This window comes from Eubacterium sp. OM08-24 (genome assembly GCF_003438075.1).
Classification (GTDB): Bacteria; Bacillota; Clostridia; order Oscillospirales; family Acutalibacteraceae; genus Ruminococcoides.
This window is the reverse complement of the sequence record NZ_QSTA01000014.1, coordinates 1-15,125: the sequence shown is the minus strand read 5'-3', so window position 1 is coordinate 15,125 and position 15,125 is coordinate 1. Positions and strand designations below refer to the sequence as shown.

At 36.9% G+C, this 15,125-nt stretch carries 21 protein-coding genes, 1 tRNA gene and 1 pseudogene; 10 read left to right on the top strand and 13 right to left on the bottom strand.

Translation table 11 applies throughout. The features are described from left to right. Positions 1 to 9: 9 nt before the first annotated feature. The 3 genes from DXC23_RS11950 to DXC23_RS11940 form a co-directional block, all read right to left on the bottom strand. The gene (locus DXC23_RS11950; protein WP_117706771.1) at positions 10 to 1,683 is read right to left on the bottom strand and encodes an FtsW/RodA/SpoVE family cell cycle protein; all 1,674 of its coding nucleotides are present in this window, start codon (positions 1,681 to 1,683) and stop codon (positions 10 to 12) included. Between the two features lie 261 nt (positions 1,684 to 1,944). Then, the gene (locus DXC23_RS11945; protein ID WP_117706724.1) at positions 1,945 to 2,328 is read right to left on the bottom strand and encodes a hypothetical protein; all 384 of its coding nucleotides are present in this window, start codon (positions 2,326 to 2,328) and stop codon (positions 1,945 to 1,947) included. Positions 2,329 to 2,356: 28 nt separating this feature from the next. Beyond that, a complete protein-coding gene (locus DXC23_RS11940) occupies positions 2,357 to 2,557 on the bottom strand; it encodes a TM2 domain-containing protein (RefSeq protein ID WP_117706722.1) in 201 nt (66 codons plus the stop codon). A gap of 290 nt (positions 2,558 to 2,847) precedes the next feature. Between DXC23_RS11940 and DXC23_RS11935 the strand changes: the two genes are divergently transcribed. Beyond that, positions 2,848 to 3,057, top strand: a complete 210-nt coding sequence (locus DXC23_RS11935; RefSeq protein ID WP_117706720.1) for a hypothetical protein — start codon at positions 2,848 to 2,850, stop codon at positions 3,055 to 3,057. Between the two features lie 113 nt (positions 3,058 to 3,170). Here DXC23_RS11935 and DXC23_RS11930 read toward each other — a convergent pair whose 3' ends face one another. Then, the gene (locus DXC23_RS11930; RefSeq protein ID WP_117706718.1) at positions 3,171 to 4,067 is read right to left on the bottom strand and encodes a PKD domain-containing protein; all 897 of its coding nucleotides are present in this window, start codon (positions 4,065 to 4,067) and stop codon (positions 3,171 to 3,173) included. 320 nt (positions 4,068 to 4,387) lie between these two features. On the opposite strand from DXC23_RS11930, the gene DXC23_RS11925 reads away from it, so the two are divergent. The 8 genes from DXC23_RS11925 to DXC23_RS12795 all read left to right on the top strand — a co-directional run bounded on the left by DXC23_RS11925 (position 4,388) and on the right by DXC23_RS12795 (position 9,183). After that, positions 4,388 to 4,801, top strand: coding sequence for a helix-turn-helix domain-containing protein (locus DXC23_RS11925; RefSeq protein ID WP_117706716.1), 414 nt, complete (start codon positions 4,388 to 4,390; stop codon positions 4,799 to 4,801). Positions 4,802 to 4,810: 9 nt separating this feature from the next. Continuing rightward, positions 4,811 to 5,536, top strand: a complete 726-nt coding sequence (locus tag DXC23_RS11920; RefSeq protein ID WP_117706714.1) for an ABC transporter ATP-binding protein — start codon at positions 4,811 to 4,813, stop codon at positions 5,534 to 5,536. Between the two features lie 2 nt (positions 5,537 to 5,538). Then, positions 5,539 to 6,285, top strand: coding sequence for an ABC transporter permease (locus DXC23_RS11915; protein ID WP_117706769.1), 747 nt, complete (start codon positions 5,539 to 5,541; stop codon positions 6,283 to 6,285). 11 nt (positions 6,286 to 6,296) lie between these two features. After that, positions 6,297 to 7,049, top strand: a complete 753-nt coding sequence (locus tag DXC23_RS11910; protein ID WP_117706711.1) for a heparan-alpha-glucosaminide N-acetyltransferase — start codon at positions 6,297 to 6,299, stop codon at positions 7,047 to 7,049. A gap of 323 nt (positions 7,050 to 7,372) precedes the next feature. Beyond that, on the top strand, positions 7,373 to 8,008 hold the full coding sequence (locus DXC23_RS11905; RefSeq protein WP_117706709.1) for a hypothetical protein: 636 nt from the start codon (positions 7,373 to 7,375) through the stop codon (positions 8,006 to 8,008). Between the two features lie 16 nt (positions 8,009 to 8,024). Beyond that, entirely contained in the window at positions 8,025 to 8,267 is a 243-nt protein-coding gene (locus DXC23_RS11900) for a hypothetical protein (RefSeq protein WP_117706707.1), read from the top strand. Between the two features lie 147 nt (positions 8,268 to 8,414). Further along, entirely contained in the window at positions 8,415 to 9,047 is a 633-nt protein-coding gene (locus tag DXC23_RS11895; RefSeq protein ID WP_117706705.1) for a hypothetical protein, read from the top strand. Between the two features lie 13 nt (positions 9,048 to 9,060). Continuing rightward, the gene (locus DXC23_RS12795; protein ID WP_278286554.1) at positions 9,061 to 9,183 is read left to right on the top strand and encodes a hypothetical protein; all 123 of its coding nucleotides are present in this window, start codon (positions 9,061 to 9,063) and stop codon (positions 9,181 to 9,183) included. 74 nt (positions 9,184 to 9,257) lie between these two features. Here DXC23_RS12795 and DXC23_RS11890 read toward each other — a convergent pair. After that, a pseudogene (locus DXC23_RS11890) lies at positions 9,258 to 10,453 on the bottom strand (IS256 family transposase). A gap of 199 nt (positions 10,454 to 10,652) precedes the next feature. Further along, positions 10,653 to 10,916 (bottom strand): DUF6809 family protein, encoded by a 264-nt coding sequence (locus DXC23_RS11885; RefSeq protein WP_117706703.1) that lies wholly within the window; start codon positions 10,914 to 10,916, stop codon positions 10,653 to 10,655. A 157-nt stretch (positions 10,917 to 11,073) separates the two neighbouring features. Between DXC23_RS11885 and DXC23_RS11880 the strand changes: the two genes are divergently transcribed. Then, positions 11,074 to 11,868, top strand: a complete 795-nt coding sequence (locus tag DXC23_RS11880) for a hypothetical protein (protein WP_117706701.1) — start codon at positions 11,074 to 11,076, stop codon at positions 11,866 to 11,868. 71 nt (positions 11,869 to 11,939) lie between these two features. Here DXC23_RS11880 and DXC23_RS11875 read toward each other — a convergent pair whose 3' ends face one another. The 7 genes from DXC23_RS11875 to DXC23_RS11850 form a co-directional block, all read right to left on the bottom strand. Next, complete coding sequence (locus DXC23_RS11875) at positions 11,940 to 12,650, bottom strand: metallophosphoesterase (RefSeq protein WP_117706699.1); 711 nt, start codon at positions 12,648 to 12,650, stop codon at positions 11,940 to 11,942. Next, positions 12,647 to 13,210 carry a hypothetical protein gene (locus DXC23_RS11870; RefSeq protein ID WP_117706697.1) on the bottom strand — a complete coding sequence of 188 codons (564 nt, stop codon included), beginning with the start codon at positions 13,208 to 13,210 and terminating at the stop codon, positions 12,647 to 12,649. The genes DXC23_RS11875 and DXC23_RS11870 overlap by 4 nt, the downstream gene beginning before the upstream one ends. A gap of 518 nt (positions 13,211 to 13,728) precedes the next feature. Continuing rightward, positions 13,729 to 13,884 carry a hypothetical protein gene (locus DXC23_RS12470; protein ID WP_158552585.1) on the bottom strand — a complete coding sequence of 52 codons (156 nt, stop codon included), beginning with the start codon at positions 13,882 to 13,884 and terminating at the stop codon, positions 13,729 to 13,731. 46 nt (positions 13,885 to 13,930) lie between these two features. Beyond that, positions 13,931 to 14,197 carry a hypothetical protein gene (locus tag DXC23_RS11865; protein WP_242997518.1) on the bottom strand — a complete coding sequence of 89 codons (267 nt, stop codon included), beginning with the start codon at positions 14,195 to 14,197 and terminating at the stop codon, positions 13,931 to 13,933. A 90-nt stretch (positions 14,198 to 14,287) separates the two neighbouring features. Continuing rightward, positions 14,288 to 14,635: an IS66 family insertion sequence element accessory protein TnpB gene (tnpB, locus tag DXC23_RS11860; protein WP_117706694.1), complete on the bottom strand. Its 348-nt coding sequence runs from the start codon at positions 14,633 to 14,635 to the stop codon at positions 14,288 to 14,290. Then, positions 14,629 to 14,823 (bottom strand): hypothetical protein, encoded by a 195-nt coding sequence (locus tag DXC23_RS11855; protein ID WP_117706692.1) that lies wholly within the window; start codon positions 14,821 to 14,823, stop codon positions 14,629 to 14,631. Before DXC23_RS11855 ends, tnpB begins: the two co-directional genes overlap by 7 nt. A 136-nt stretch (positions 14,824 to 14,959) precedes the next feature. Further along, positions 14,960 to 15,035: transfer RNA gene (locus DXC23_RS11850), tRNA-Asn, on the bottom strand. Positions 15,036 to 15,125 lie beyond the last annotated feature (90 nt).

Sequence of the window (15,125 nt, the reverse complement as noted above, 5' to 3'; positions counted from 1 at the left end):
TTTGTAAGATTATTTTTTCACCGCATATGTTCTTTCGTCTGCCGCCTTGATAAATGCAATAAGTCCCCAACAGGAAAGCACACTTGAACCGCCACAGCTGATGAACGGGAATGTTACACCTGTAAGCGGAAGAATATCGGTTGCGCCAAAAACATTGAGTGAAAGCTGTATTACAAGCAAACCCGCAGCACAGCAGGCAGAAATAGAATAAAATGTACTTCTGCTTCTTGTTGTGATTGCTCTTGCATATATAACAAGGCAAGCTACCGCAACGGCGAGAGTAATTGCAACAATTACACCCATTTCTTCGGAAACCAAGCCAAAGACGAGGTCACTCTCCGATGCTCCGACGCCCTTTAAAAAGCCGTTGCCTATGCCGACGCCGAAAAGTCCGCCGCTTGCTATATATGTAAGCACATGAGTTTGCTGATAACCTAAGTCATTTGCGTATTCCCACGCATGTCCCCAAGCCTTAAAACGGTCAAGAACATAAGATTTAAAGCGCAACACAATAGACACACCGAATACAGCCGCCGCAATGGCAAGAATTACTGTTTTAAAGTCGCCCGAACGCATAAATGAGATTAAAAGGAAGGTCATAAAGAAAATAAGCGCCGTACCAAAGTCACCCATTAATGCAAGCAATCCTACACAAACAGCCGAGAATATAATAAACTCAAGCAAATTCTTTTTTGTCTGTAATCTGTCAAGTGTGTTTGCACCTATAAATATGTATATAATTTTTACGATTTCCGACGGCTGAATTGAAATTCCGCCAATTCTGATCCAGTTAGCCGCACCGTAAGTAATTTTACCGAACACAATGCTTACGCCGAGCAGTCCTACTGCGGCAATCATAAGTCCGTATCGCAACTTTGTAGATGAGGTTCTGTCGGGATCTTCAATAAACTTTATAATAACGCAAAACAGTGCCATTCCCACAACTGCGGCTATAAGCTGAACATAAGCTGACCGCTCTACCTGCCGCACAAGCAGCATTACGCCCACGCCCGTTAAAAACAGTGCAAGGCTTTCAAGCTCAAAGCTAACTCGCTTGAGCACCTTTGTGGAAACGAAGAAAAATGTCCATTCTGCCACTGCAAGGCATCCGAAAAGTACGAGCGGTGAATACTTGTTGGTACCGTCCTGCCAAAATACCGCCTCTACGCACATAAAGAAATGGAAAAGCGTAATTAAAAGCATAAGTTTCCAAGACTTCATTGCAGGCTTGTCGTTTACCTTTTTAAAGAACCAGCTGTAACGGAGATTTTCGTCATAATCTTCGCCACGCAAAAACTGAAACTGCGAATTGCCGACATTGATAACATCATCAATAAGCACTCTGGTTCTGCCCTCGGCAGCCTCACCGTTTACATAAGTACCGCCTTTAGAGCCTGTATCACAAATATACCAACCGCTTGCTCTTCTCAAAAGAACGCAATGGTTTCTTGAAACGGCAGGATCATCCACAACAATGTCGCTCGACTTACTTCTGCCGATGGAATTTTCCCAAAAAATAACAGGAAGTTTTTGTCCTGTAACTGTATTGTAAAGTGTAACAAGAGGCTTTTCGGGCCTTCTGCGACGACGCATTGCCGCATAGCACTGATATACAATTATAATAGCGTATACAGGCATTAACACTCTCAGCGCAACAATGGCTAAATCGTAAATTACCGTCATATCAAGCACAGGCATCCTCCTTGTAATCATAGCTAAAGTTATACATTTATCATAATACCGCATTTTGGTAAAAAAGTCAATAAAAATTACGGATATTTAGCGGTGCAACGCAATATATCAGTTGTTAATCAGCAATATATTTTTATATTTTAAGTTGATAATTATTTATAAGTTTATAAAAAATCAGTACATATTTGATAATATAACGCAAAGCAAAGCAGGCACAATAAAAATATCGTACCTGCTTTTGCTTACTATTTTTCAGAGATTAAGTTTTGAAAGTTCCTTTGCGGTAGCGTCAACAAGCTGTTCACACTTTTTAGCATTACCACCAAGCATTGAGCCAAAACCGAAAATTCCGTTTGTTAAGGAATCAAGAGCCATATTCTTAGCTGTGTTGCCAAGCCCTGCCTCCTCCGATTTTTGTATGGAAAACTTTTGAGATTCCTTTGAAAATCCGCTTTTCATTATCCAAACCTGATTTTGACTGTCAAGTGCCGGAAATGTAATAATAGTGGCAGCTCCGTGCTTAGTTAATGACGGTTTGCCCGCCGTAAACTCTACATCTTTGATAGCCTCGTAAAGACTCTCAATAGTATAGGAATTATTAGTTTTAATGTTTTTGATTTTTACTCCTAAAGCCATCGGTAACTCCTTTCAGCTATGTATAAAATCAGTTTGTACCCCAAACATTGCCGTTTTTGTCGGTATATTTGCCCATAATAACCATTATAAAGTCAATAAGCCAGCCGATACCGCAAACGCCGCCTGTAAGCAGCCAAATTATGCCTGTGCCGATTTTGCCTGTTAAAAATCTGTGAACACCTAAACCTCCAAGGAAAAATGTGATTAAAATTGCTCCTGCTTTACTCATAAATAAATACCTCATTTCTTGAATTTTGATTACAGTTAATATAATACATACTAAAAGCAATAAATGCAACAATTTGGCAAAAAGGTCGATTTTCGGGCAAGAATGGCATAAATCTGATATTATTTCAAATATTGACAATCGTAACTTATGTAATATATAATTTTTTATATATATAACGATAAGTGATGTTTATTATGAGAATTGCATTGGCACAAATGGCTATGAGCAAAAATATTGACAGTAACCTTCAAAAGTAGCTTGATTTTTGCGACAAGGCAAAGGATTGCGATTTGCTGTTTTTCCCCGAAATTCAGCTTTCGCCGTTTTTTCCGCAATACGAAAAATCGGATGTAACAGAATATGCAATGAATACAAATTCCTTTGAAATTATAAAGCTTGCCGAAAAAGCCAAGGGAAACAGCTTTTATCTCTCGCCTAACATTTATCTTGAACAGGACGGAAAGTTTAGCTTTTTCTTTACTTTGTTACCCGACCGATAATTTTCTAAACTCTAACCCCAAAAACTTTGACAAATAATAAAAAGCCGACAAACATAGTACAAAACTAAGTTTGTCGGCTGAATTTTTATATCATATTATGCTGTTTCGGACAATCACATTCTTGGTTCTTTAACTTCAAATGTAAATGTTTCCTGTGCGGTTTTGCCGTCTGCATCCTTTACTTCTACAAGTACAGTGTGCTCACCTATTTCTAAAGATTTGCCCTGTTTTTTAAGTTCAGACATCTCAATAGTGAAATCGGCACTTTCGGAATAATCCTGAACTAAAAATCCGTTGTCAAGTGTGAACTTGTACTGATACGGCGCTGTTCCAAAAATTGCGTTTGCAGATATTGTAAGAGAATATTCATCATAACCTATATAATCGACATCTGTATGAATACCCACAATAACAGGATCTTCACTTTCATATGCGTCAACTACCGTATAATTATACAGGGTTTCCTCTGTGCAATCATCAATAGCGTTATAACTCCTTACCGAAACATCATAGCTGCCACTTTCACTAAATGTATAGGTAAATGTGTTTGACTCTGATTTTTGCTGAACAACCTCGCCGTTAATCAAAAATTCATAGCTGAACGGTGTAACGCCCGAATCCATTGTTGCGGTAAATGTTACAGGAGTGCCTGTCATTGCCTTTCCGGAATCATAATCGGCGCAAAAATTACGGATAATGTGTTCCAAATTAGTACTTTTTCTCTCAAATTCATACTTTCCGGCAATATGTAATTGAATAAGCGTAACATCTTCAACATTGGTTACACCGTTAAAATTAACATCGCCTGCATAATTTTGACTTTTATCAATTTCTGCACTTCCTGCCAGCGCATTCTGAAGAAGTGTTACATCGTTTACATCTACTTTAGAATTCCAGTCAACATCACCTGTAATTATAGGTCTTATCATCGCAGAAGTTGAAAAGCACTGCGCAGCAAGCATACCCATTACAAGTGCGCCCGACAAAGCCGCTTTTATAATTTTTTTCATAATCCTCAAATCCTCTCTGATTTAACTTTTTATTCAAAACTATTAAAATATAATAATTTTATATCAAAATTATATCATAATATTTTCAATATTATAAGTGCATTTTTAGCTGAAAACAATTTTGTGTTTTTGTGCATTTTTATTAATATATGTTAAAAATGCATTATAAATATATTTGTTGTGAATATGTATCACTTAATTTTTTGAGTTAATAGAATATGTTTAATTACGCAACTATTCTTTACATCTCTTGTATAATTTAGTTGGTTGTTTATGTAAATTTGCTGTGCTATACTTAGGCTATGAAAGGTGTGAAAAATATGATTGGTATGAATTTAAAGGCGCTGCGCAAGGCAAAAGGATATTCGCAGGAAGAAGTCGCTGAAAAAATGAATGTATCCCGTCAATCGGTAGCTAAGTGGGAAAATGACGAGAGTATCCCCGATGTTATAAAATGCAGTGAACTTGCCAATCTTTACGGAATTTCGCTTGACGAGCTTGTTCATAATAAAATATCTGTTGATGAGGAACAGGCAAACGGCGAAGAGGGCAAGTATGTGTTTGGCATAGTTAAGGTTGGTGAAAGAGGACAGATTGTTATTCCGAAACACGCAAGAGATGTTTTTGACATTAAGCCCGGAGATAAGCTCCTTGTGGTGGGCGATGTAAAGCGTGGCTTGGGAATCGGCAAGCTCAGCCGTTCTATTGCAAACGATTTTGTATTTGAGGAATGAGGCGGTATTATGTCAGCAATAGTAACTAAAAATCTTACGAAAAAATATAAAGATAAAATTGCGGTAAACTCCATAAATCTTTCTATAAATGACGGCGAAATGTACGCTCTGCTCGGAGTAAACGGTGCAGGAAAATCAACAACAATAAAAATGCTCTCCTGCCTGATAAAGCCTACAAGCGGAGATGCACTCTTAAACGGCAACAGCATAGTAAGCGACAGCGAAAAGGTTAAAAGAATAATAAATGTGTCGCCGCAGGAAACCGCAGTTGCCCTTAACCTTACCGTAAGAGAAAACCTTGAATTAATGGCGAGAATTTACGGATTTGGCAATGAAAATACAGTAAGCAAAGCTCAAAAAATGATAGAAGATTTTGAATTGAGCGATATAGCCAAATCAAAGGCAAAAACCTTGTCGGGCGGCTGGCAAAGAAGATTGAGCATTGCAATGGCACTCATAAGTGATCCTGAAATTTTATTTCTTGACGAGCCGACTTTGGGACTTGATGTTTTGGCAAGAAGAGAATTGTGGAATAAAATCAGCGCTTTAAAAGGTAAGATTACGGTAATCCTTACAACTCACTATCTTGAAGAGGCGGAGTCGCTGTCAGACCGCATAGGTATTATGGTAAAGGGAAATCTTGTGGCTGAGGGTACGGCTGACGAACTTAAAAACAGCGTTAATGCCACATCTTTTGAAGACGCTTTTGTAAAAATTGCGGAAGAGGGTAAATGATTATGAAAACTTTAGCTTTTGCGTCAAGAAATGCAAAGGAATTGCAGAGAGATGTTTTAACATCAATTTTCGGTATTGCTTTTCCTATTGTATTGCTTGTTTTGTTGTCGGTAATTAACTCAAGTATTCCGAAAGAGGCACATATGACCTTGTTTGAAATAAAAAGTCTGACAGGCGGAATTTGTGCGTTCGGACTTGTGTTTTTGTCGCTTTTCTCTGCCCTTTTGGTAGCAAAAGACAGATGCACAGCCTTTATTATCAGGCTTTACGCCTCGCCGTTAAAGCCGAGCGGATACATAATCGGCTACACACTTCCGCTAATTCCTATGGCTGTATTGCAAACACTTGTTACCTCGCTTTCTGCGCTGATTTTCGGACTTGAATTTTCGGCAAATATTTTACTCGCCTCGGTTGTAAGCATTGTGCCGGGATTTTTATATATTTCAGTCGGACTATTGTGCGGTACGGCATTTAGTGATAAAATGGTAGGTGTATTATGCGGTGCGGTACTCACAAACCTTTCGGCATGGCTTTCAAATATATGGTTCGATATATCGCTTGTTGGCGGTGCATTTGAAAAAATCGCAGGATTTCTTCCGTTTATTCATTGCGTTAATGCGCTGAGAGCGGTGTTTGAAAGCGATTACTCGCAAATAATCCCCGAATTGCTTTGGGTGGCAGGATATGCTGTTGTAATTTTTGCTTGTGCTGTTTTACTGTTTAACCGCAGAATGAAACAGGATAAGTAAGGATTTTGCTAATGATTAAGGATACTCTGAAAAATAAAAAACGATATGAACTCATCGACTCGATTCGTGGCTTTGCAATCATAAATATGGTTATTTTTCACACATTGTACGATATATTTATGATATACGGCGACGGTTCGTTCTTCACAAGTCCATGGTGTACGGTGTGGGAAAGATTCATTTGCGTATCGTTTATTATTATTTCGGGAGTATCCTTTAATTTTTCTCATCATACGGTAAGAAACGGAATTATCGTAAGCCTTTGCGGATTTCTCGTCACGATTGTAACTGCCTTGGCTATGCCGGAACAGGCTGTATGGTTTGGCATACTCAATCTTTTAGGTATATCAATGCTGATTTGCTCGGCACTGAAAAATTTAATAAATGCCGTTCCTCCTGCTTTGGGAGCAACAGCAAGTTTTTTAGTCTATGCCGTTACCTACGGAGTGCAAAACGGATACATAGGATTTCTAAACGCATCTATTTTTGAACTTCCGCAAGCCTTATACAGTTACAAATACCTCTCGTTCATAGGCTTTCGCTCAAGTGACTTTGTATCAAGCGACTATTTTCCAATTATCCCATGGATATTCCTATATATATTTGGAATCTTTTTATGGAAAATTATTAAGAACAGTAATCTTGAAAAATATTTTTACTTCAAAATTCCAATTCTTAATACAATAGGCAGATATAGCCTCGTAATCTACCTCGCCCACCAGCCTGCAATTATGCTGATTATGAATGTAATCTTCGGATACTAAAAAACAACCCCAAGTGTATGTTCTCCTGAACCTGCACTTGGGGTTTTATTGTAAATGGCTATATAAAAAGTGTATAAAGCACAACACTGCAACAGAGGATAAGTAATCTTTCGCAAATATATTGAATATAAACTTTAATCTGATTTATGTAACTGTTTTGCCGTTATGCGGAGTTGACCAAAGCATTGCTACATAATAGAATATAATAGAAAAATATACATATAGGATTGGCTTATTTTGACATTTTTCTGCATTATGTTAATTGTAATCACAACAGTGTTGTGTTAAAATATGTAACAAGATACAAATGGAGGTTTATTATTATGAAAATAAGAACAATTATAATTACAGCGGTACTTACTTTATCTATGGTTGCGGGCATGGCAGGATGTGCAGGCGGAAACGGCTCTGTTTCAGATACAAGTTCAGTTTCTCAGGTTTCGCAGGAAAACGGTTCGAGTTATTCAGATGACAATGACACCAAGGTTTTACAGATGCTTGATAAGGTCACGCTCAACGGAAAACCAGTTGTTCTTCCATTTAAATTGAGTGATTTAGGGGAAGGATATAGTTTTGATAAAAATGATGTTAGTGTTTACGAAAAAGACGGAAACACATATGCCTATACTGATTTGTTATATAATAACAAAATGATTACAACAGTATCTTTGTTTGAGTATGCTGAAGGTCAAAAAACTGAAGATTTCATTGTTGATATGATATCATATTCTTATCTTGACGATGAAAGTGTAAGTGAAATAATTAAGGTTGATGATATATCAGGTAAAAATAAAAAAGAAGATGTATTAAGTAAATTTGGAGAACCTACAAACAGAGAAACTCTTGATACAGGAAGTGAAATAATAACTTATGAAATGAACAATAATGATAACTCATATGTTGAATTCTGGTTTACCAAAGATAATATCATTAGTACAATAATGATTAAAAACATTTAATTAATTGTAGATTTATATGGATAACAATTTCGTTTTTGATACAACAAAATTTGTTTTAGGTGAAGTAAAAAAAGAGGCTTTAAAAACTGCAATGGAGGAGCTTGCCGAGTTGTTCGGCGACAGAACATACCTGAAAAACGGAAATTATGCAAATTCAGGTTTTCAGGCTCTGGCTGAATATCAGGATAAACGCAGGGATTTCTTTGCGTTTTTTATTTTGTCTGATTTATGTAACTGTTTTACTGTTATGCGGAGTTGACCAAAACATTGCTACATAATAGAATATAATAGTAAAAACATACATATAGGATTGCCTTATTTTGACATTTTTCTGCATTATATAAATTGTAACCACGACAGTGTTATGTTAAAATATGTAACAAGATACAAATGGAGGTTTATTATTATGAAAATAAGAACAATTATAATTACAGCGGTACTTACTTTATCTATGGTTGCGGGCCTGGCAGGATGTGCAGGCGGAAACGGCTCTGTTTCAGATACAAGTTCAGTTTCTCAGGTTTCGCAGGAAAACGGTTCGGGTTATTCAGATGACAATGACACCAAGGTTTTACAGATGCTTGATAAGGTTACGCTCAACGGAAAACCAATGAAGATACCTTATAAACAAAGCGATTTGCCGGAAGGGTTTTCGTTTGATGATGATGTGTCAGTATATGAAAAAGACGGCAATACATATGCATACGGTACTTTATTGTTAAATGGTAAAAAAGTTTCAAGCATGAATATAAGTAATTATAAGGAAAACATCACTCCCGATGAAATTGTTGCGTCCTCTTTAGATTATACTTTTTTAAAAGAAGATTATGCCGGTCTGGTCGAAATTGACGGTATAAGCGGAAAAAGTAAAAGGGGGGAAATACTGAGCAAATTCGGAGAGCCTTCGAGAATAGAAACTTTTGATGACGGAAGCGGAGTATTATATTACGGAATGGACAGCAATGATAATACATATATAGATTTCTGGTATAATGAGGACAGTACAATCAACACAATATCCATTGTAAATGAAATATGATATGGAGGAAAAAATGAGCAACGGATTTTCTTTTGATACAACCAAATTTGTTTTAGATGAAGTAAAAAAAGAGGCTTTAAAAACTGCAATGGAGGAGATTGCGGCTTTGTCAATAAAAGTGTGTAAGTTTTTTTAGAAAATAGATAATTGATGTTTTTGTACACCTTTGGAGTGGAGCGGAGCACAACGAAAAAGGCGTACAAAACGGCGTCAGATTAAGTGCTCGTATTTTTCAATACGGGCTTTAATTTTGTCGTTTGTCACAAGCTGATTTCTGACCATTGCCCAATTTTGTACCTTGCTTCCGTTCCATTTTTTGTAAAGCTCCGTTATCCTGAGATAGAGCAATTTGAGCAATGCATTTTCGCTTGGAAAAGCACCTTTTTGGTGACCTTTCTAAAGCTCGAATTGATGCTTTCAACCGCATTTGTTGTGTACATAATTTTTCTAACAGCACTTCCGTAATCGAAAAGCTGCTCTATATGGTTGAAATTTCGCTTCCATACATCTACTGCTCACGGGTATTGCGACCACTCCTGACAGAACTGCTCAAAGGCTTTTCGAGAGGCTGTACGGCTCGGTGCTCCGTACACTTTCTTTATGCTTTGTGTGAATTTTTTGTAGTCCTTGCTTGGCACATATTTAATTGAATTTCGAATTAAATGTACGATACAACGCTGCACGACAACATCTTTAAATATCGCTTTTGCACCGTCTTCAAGACCGGAAACGCCGTCCATACAGATAAACAATACATCCTCCACACCTCGTCCTTTTAGCTCGTCAAATATTTGCATCCAAGTGTGTTTACTTTCGCTTTCATTAAGCCACAAGCCTAAAATGTCCTTTTGTCCGTCAATATCATAGCCTAAAATTGTATATACTGCATAATTCTTGCTCTCATATTCTTTTCTGATAGTGACATACATACAATCGACAAACAGAAATGTATATATCCTTTTTAGAGGTCTGTTTTGCCAATCGTTAAGTTCATCCAATACGCAGTCGGTAATTTGAGATACCATTTCGTGTGAGATTTCAAAGCCATAGATATCCTCAATAGTATCAGCAATATCTCTCTGGCTCATTCCTCGTACATACATAGCCAGCACCTTTTCCTCTATTTTAGATACATCCTTTTGCCGCCTTGGCACAAGCTACGGTTCAAAGCTTGAATCTCTGTCACGAGGCACTTTGATTTCAACCTCACCGGCGCTCGTTTTGACTTTTTTATTTGTATAACCGTTGCGACGGTTATCAGTCGATTTTGCACCGTGATCGTTACTTTCATATCCGAGGTGGCTATTCATTTCGCCCTGCAACATCGACTCAAACATCGGTCCGAAAATGTCTTTCAAGGCGTCCTGCATATCTGCAACGCTTTTCGGTTTGTACTGTTCGATGATCTACTTTGCGAGGTTCTCGCCCGGTGTGATTTCCTTTTTCTTTGCCATTTCGTTCATTCCTTTTCTGTCCTTTCTTTCATTGTAGCACACTTTTTCCCAAAAGCAAAAAGTGTGCAAGTTATTTTTCTAACTTACACACTTTATTTTACAAGCTCAATCGGATAGGCAGTCAATTTTCCATTGATTGCCTATCCGATTTTTAATTATTTACTACATCAATTATAATCCTTGCACCCAACCGAAAGTCGTTCAGGAATATCTCTCGCTCACTGATTTCAGAAATTTCACGATTGCAATCCTTGTATTTTTCAAAGGTTTCTTTCTGCGCCTCAGTCAGGGTTGCCTCAAGCTTTTCTTCATTTCTTTTGAGCAGTTTCAATAGTTCCTTAACCTCATCGTCAAGCTTCGCACATTTTTCATGAGGGAATAAATTGCCATAATATAAATCTTCAAGTATATCCATATCTTATGCCACCTTTCGTAGAACAAACATATCCCACATAACTTTGCATAAGTCCTGATATACTTACCTTTATTACTTTACAAAAAGCAATACAAGAAGTATAATAAATATCAAATAATTTCCAGTTAAAATATATAATAGGAATAGGGGCATACAAATGAAAAGCAAAATCTTATCAGCAATAATATCCATCGTGCTTATGATTTCACTTGTAGGATGTCAGCAGAATAATACCATTATTAAGCCTTATGTAGAAACAAAAATGGTCACGGAAAACAGCCAATTAGATTTAGTAACCTTTACATTTGAGTCGCCCGACAGTTGGACATCTGTAGCCGCAGATAAAGATTCACTTATTTGCAGGAGTCCATCATCAAACGAATCGGAGGAATATAAAAACTATATTTCTCAGGATTATTTAGTTATTTCAAACTATACTACAAATGATATTTTGCCGGTATCAGACGAATACAAACAGGGCTATGAAGATTTGTTCAAAGGAACATATGACGGAATAGAAAAAATCATCAGCGACAGCATTGAACACATAAATATAAGCAAATATTTGGACAGCTTACCTGACGGAGAAACCGGCTCGAAGTACAGTTTTTCAGATTTATTGAATATTCTTTCAGATCCTGACAGCTTTCCTGATTATGAAATTCCTGATTCCCTGCGCAACAAAACGTGGGCATCTGATTTTAAATATTCAGAATATCAAGGGAAAGACGGTAAAATTATTACTGTAGAATATTCATACTTGGTTGATGATATTACGCATAAAGCTATTAATTGTTACAGAGATGATAATTACTCAGTATGCGGTGCTTTTGATGATAGCAACGAGATTTCTTCAGGAGATGTTGCTTTATGGGTTGCAAATACCCTTGAGGTTTCTGAACATTACAAAATTGATGACGGAGCGGTATTAATAGAAGGAAAAGACTATTAATTATTAAATTTCCAATAGTGATATAATTACAGCCGAAGCATTTCAAATTACCGTGGTGTTAATATTTGTATTCAATTTCTAAACTCTTTCATATCATCAAGGCGGCGGAGGACAGGCTCGGTTTTGCCGTCTGCTGCGCCCATATCAATATCGAGCCAAGTTCTCGTTTTGATTATTTTGTTACGATATTGCTCGCCATAATTCATTGTCGGCGTATGACCTAAAACGGTTATAATATCATCAAAATATTCATCAGCAAGATCAAGCCAAGCCCAAATGAAAGCGTCGGCAGGATAGTCGCTGATTTTTTTGCCCTTTTCAAAATCATCAATGCCACTGTGACAAAGGAAATAATCCTTACCACCTGCCGTAACAGCTTCGTACAAAGGGCAGTCACGCAGATAATCAAGAATATTTGCAACGGTTTCGGGCGATTCTTTGTTAAGTCCTGCAAGGGCTTTCAGCGTAACATCACCGCCGTTTAGCTGATAATTTGATAGAATTTCTATTTTTTCACTGTCAAAATCAGCAATGCTGTCGTCCGTGATTTCTTCAAACAAAAATGCACAAGCAAGAAGCATCGCCTCGTGATTTCCGAGAATGAGCTGAACATTAGGCCGGGAGAGCAGCCACCGCAAAATCGCAACGCCACCATCACCATTTCGGTCAATCACATCACCAAGTATGTAAAGAAAATCATCCTCGCAAAACCCAGCCTTTTCAAGCAATATTTTTAATTTTTCAATCGAGTAACCGTGTAGGTCAGATATTACATAGGTCATATTTCGTTTGCTTTCATAGGATATTTAGTATATGACGGATGATAAATATCAAATATAGTTATTCCGTTAATTTTTACAAACCTTTTTCTGACATTAGATTTTCTGTATATGATATTTGATGACTCTGTTTTGTTCGGGTCTATGTTATTCATTTCACATATTGCTTTGAAAATATCATTACAGGTAAAAACATATCTTACTTTGCCGTCACAACAATTTAAAATGTCAAGAAATTTACTATATTTATTAGAGTTGCTAAGTTCTTTATATTTTTTGCTTGTATAATTTTCTCCATCTGATGGGCAAATGTTAGCATAGGCGGAACCCGATAATTTATAATTTCCTTCTAAATATCCAAGATAAATATTAAATTTGTTTTTGTAAAGAGTGAAACTTCTTTGTGTACTGTTGTTTTCTAAAGATTTTTTAAACCAAAATTCTGTTTGCTTAGGTGCATTTGGCTCACGCAAAAGAAAAAGTACACCGTTAAAATGCTCCTTGTCCGATAAAAAGCCCTCTATATATTCATTATTATACTTTTTGAATTCATTATTGCTCATAATTAAATCCCCCTAAATCAATCGTTGCTTTCTATTCTAATAAATAAGTTTCTCAATAAAACAATATGCGTGTACGATATTATTTTTCGAGTCAAACCCTTGGCGGAATATTAGCGTGCCGTTAAATTCTGCTTTAGTATTGCAATACATTTCTGCCAACTATTTTGCAATTAGCAGAGATGATATGTATTCTTCTGAATATTCTTGAAAATTTTCTGTTGTGGCATAACTTTTAATCAGCGAAACGATTTTGGCGTAATCAAACAAAAAAGCAGGATTTGAATTATTCAAATCGTTAGTAGATAAATTATATGATGTTATAATTTCTCTTAGGTAATTATATGATTGCTTTATAAGGTCTGTATAATCGTCATAATCAAAATCATATTCTCGAAAGCTATGATATTTTTATTTGCAATATAATCGTCTACCCATCTTTCGCATAAATCTCTGAATATTATTGAATCTATGTAACCGTCAAATAAAGCACACCTTGACTCCGAAGGAAAGTGTCAAATTCAATAAATATTGCCTGAAAGCATATCAAGCACTTGTTTGTAGCCGTAATTCATTTTTCTGCGAAGCTCGCTGTCACTCATATTGTCGCTTTCGTCAAAGACATCAGATATGTAATACACAAAGGCTTCTGCGACAGGCTCGTTTTCACGACACATTTTTGCATATCTTTGTATTAAGTGATAATTGAAATCACAGTCTAAATCAAAGCGGCTGTCTTTCAAGCTCAGCTTCATTAAAGAGATTAAGCTGTCCGTAATCCTCGGCTATCTTCTCGGCTGAAGAACCATAAATTTTCTTCTTGCTTAATTTCAGCTGTTCCAGAATCCAGTTGTAATTTGCGATTAATTCTTTATTCTGAAGTGTAAGATTTTTAATTTCAGATTGTGCTTTTTCATTTTGATTTTCGAGATATTTTACCTGCTTTTTCAGAGCGGAATTCTGCGCAAGAAGTTCTTCATATGTAGGCATATTTTTCAAAATAATCACGCTCCGAAATCAGTTTTTTACTGTCTTAATTATACCGCAAAAAAGCGCATAAAATCAAGAAAAACACCCGTTTTACCGAGCGTTTTTAAGTGAATTGTATTTATGAATTTCTTCTGTTTTCAGTCCGTGCAAAAGCCACGAAAGTTCTTCCCGAGTTACTGTGTATTTATCAGTTGTAATACCTCTCAGAAAGTGGAATTTGCCGTGTTCTATTCTTTTATACATCAGGCAGAAACCGTCACTGTCCCAATACAGAATTTTCACCTTGTCGCAGTGCCTGTTGTGAAATACAAACATTGCGTTACTGAACTGATTAAGTTTGAAATTCTGCTCTACAATCGCAGACAAGCCGTCTATACTTTTTCTCATATCAACATTTGCAGAGGAAATATAAATCTTTTCAGGGTGGATAGTCAGCATTTATTTTCACCGCCCAATACCAATTCAGAAAAATATACTTCTTTCCCGTTGGCAAGCTCGTCAGCACGTTCTATCCAGTATCTGAGGGTACTGCGTTTTATGCCGTTTTCACGGCATAATTTCCGTCCGCTCAGTTTGCTGTCCGTAAATTTTCTGACTAACAAAGCACCTTCCTGTTCTGTCACCATAACCGCCTCCTTTTGCGTTTTCTGTTATTGTATCGCTTTTCGGGCGGTTTGTGTAGGTGTGCTTTATTTGACGGTTACGTAATTTAGATAAGATTTTGAACAAAGAAAAACAGAGTAGGTAAAAACTACTCTGTTATGGCTCCCCCAACTGGGCTCGAACCAGTGACATCATGATTAACAGTCATGCGCTCTACCGACTGAGCTATGGAGGAATATAAGACAAAACACCCTACTGGGTGATTTGCTTGTGTTGGCATCTCCCTATTTTTCCAGGCCGTCACCAGCCAAGTATTTTCGGCACC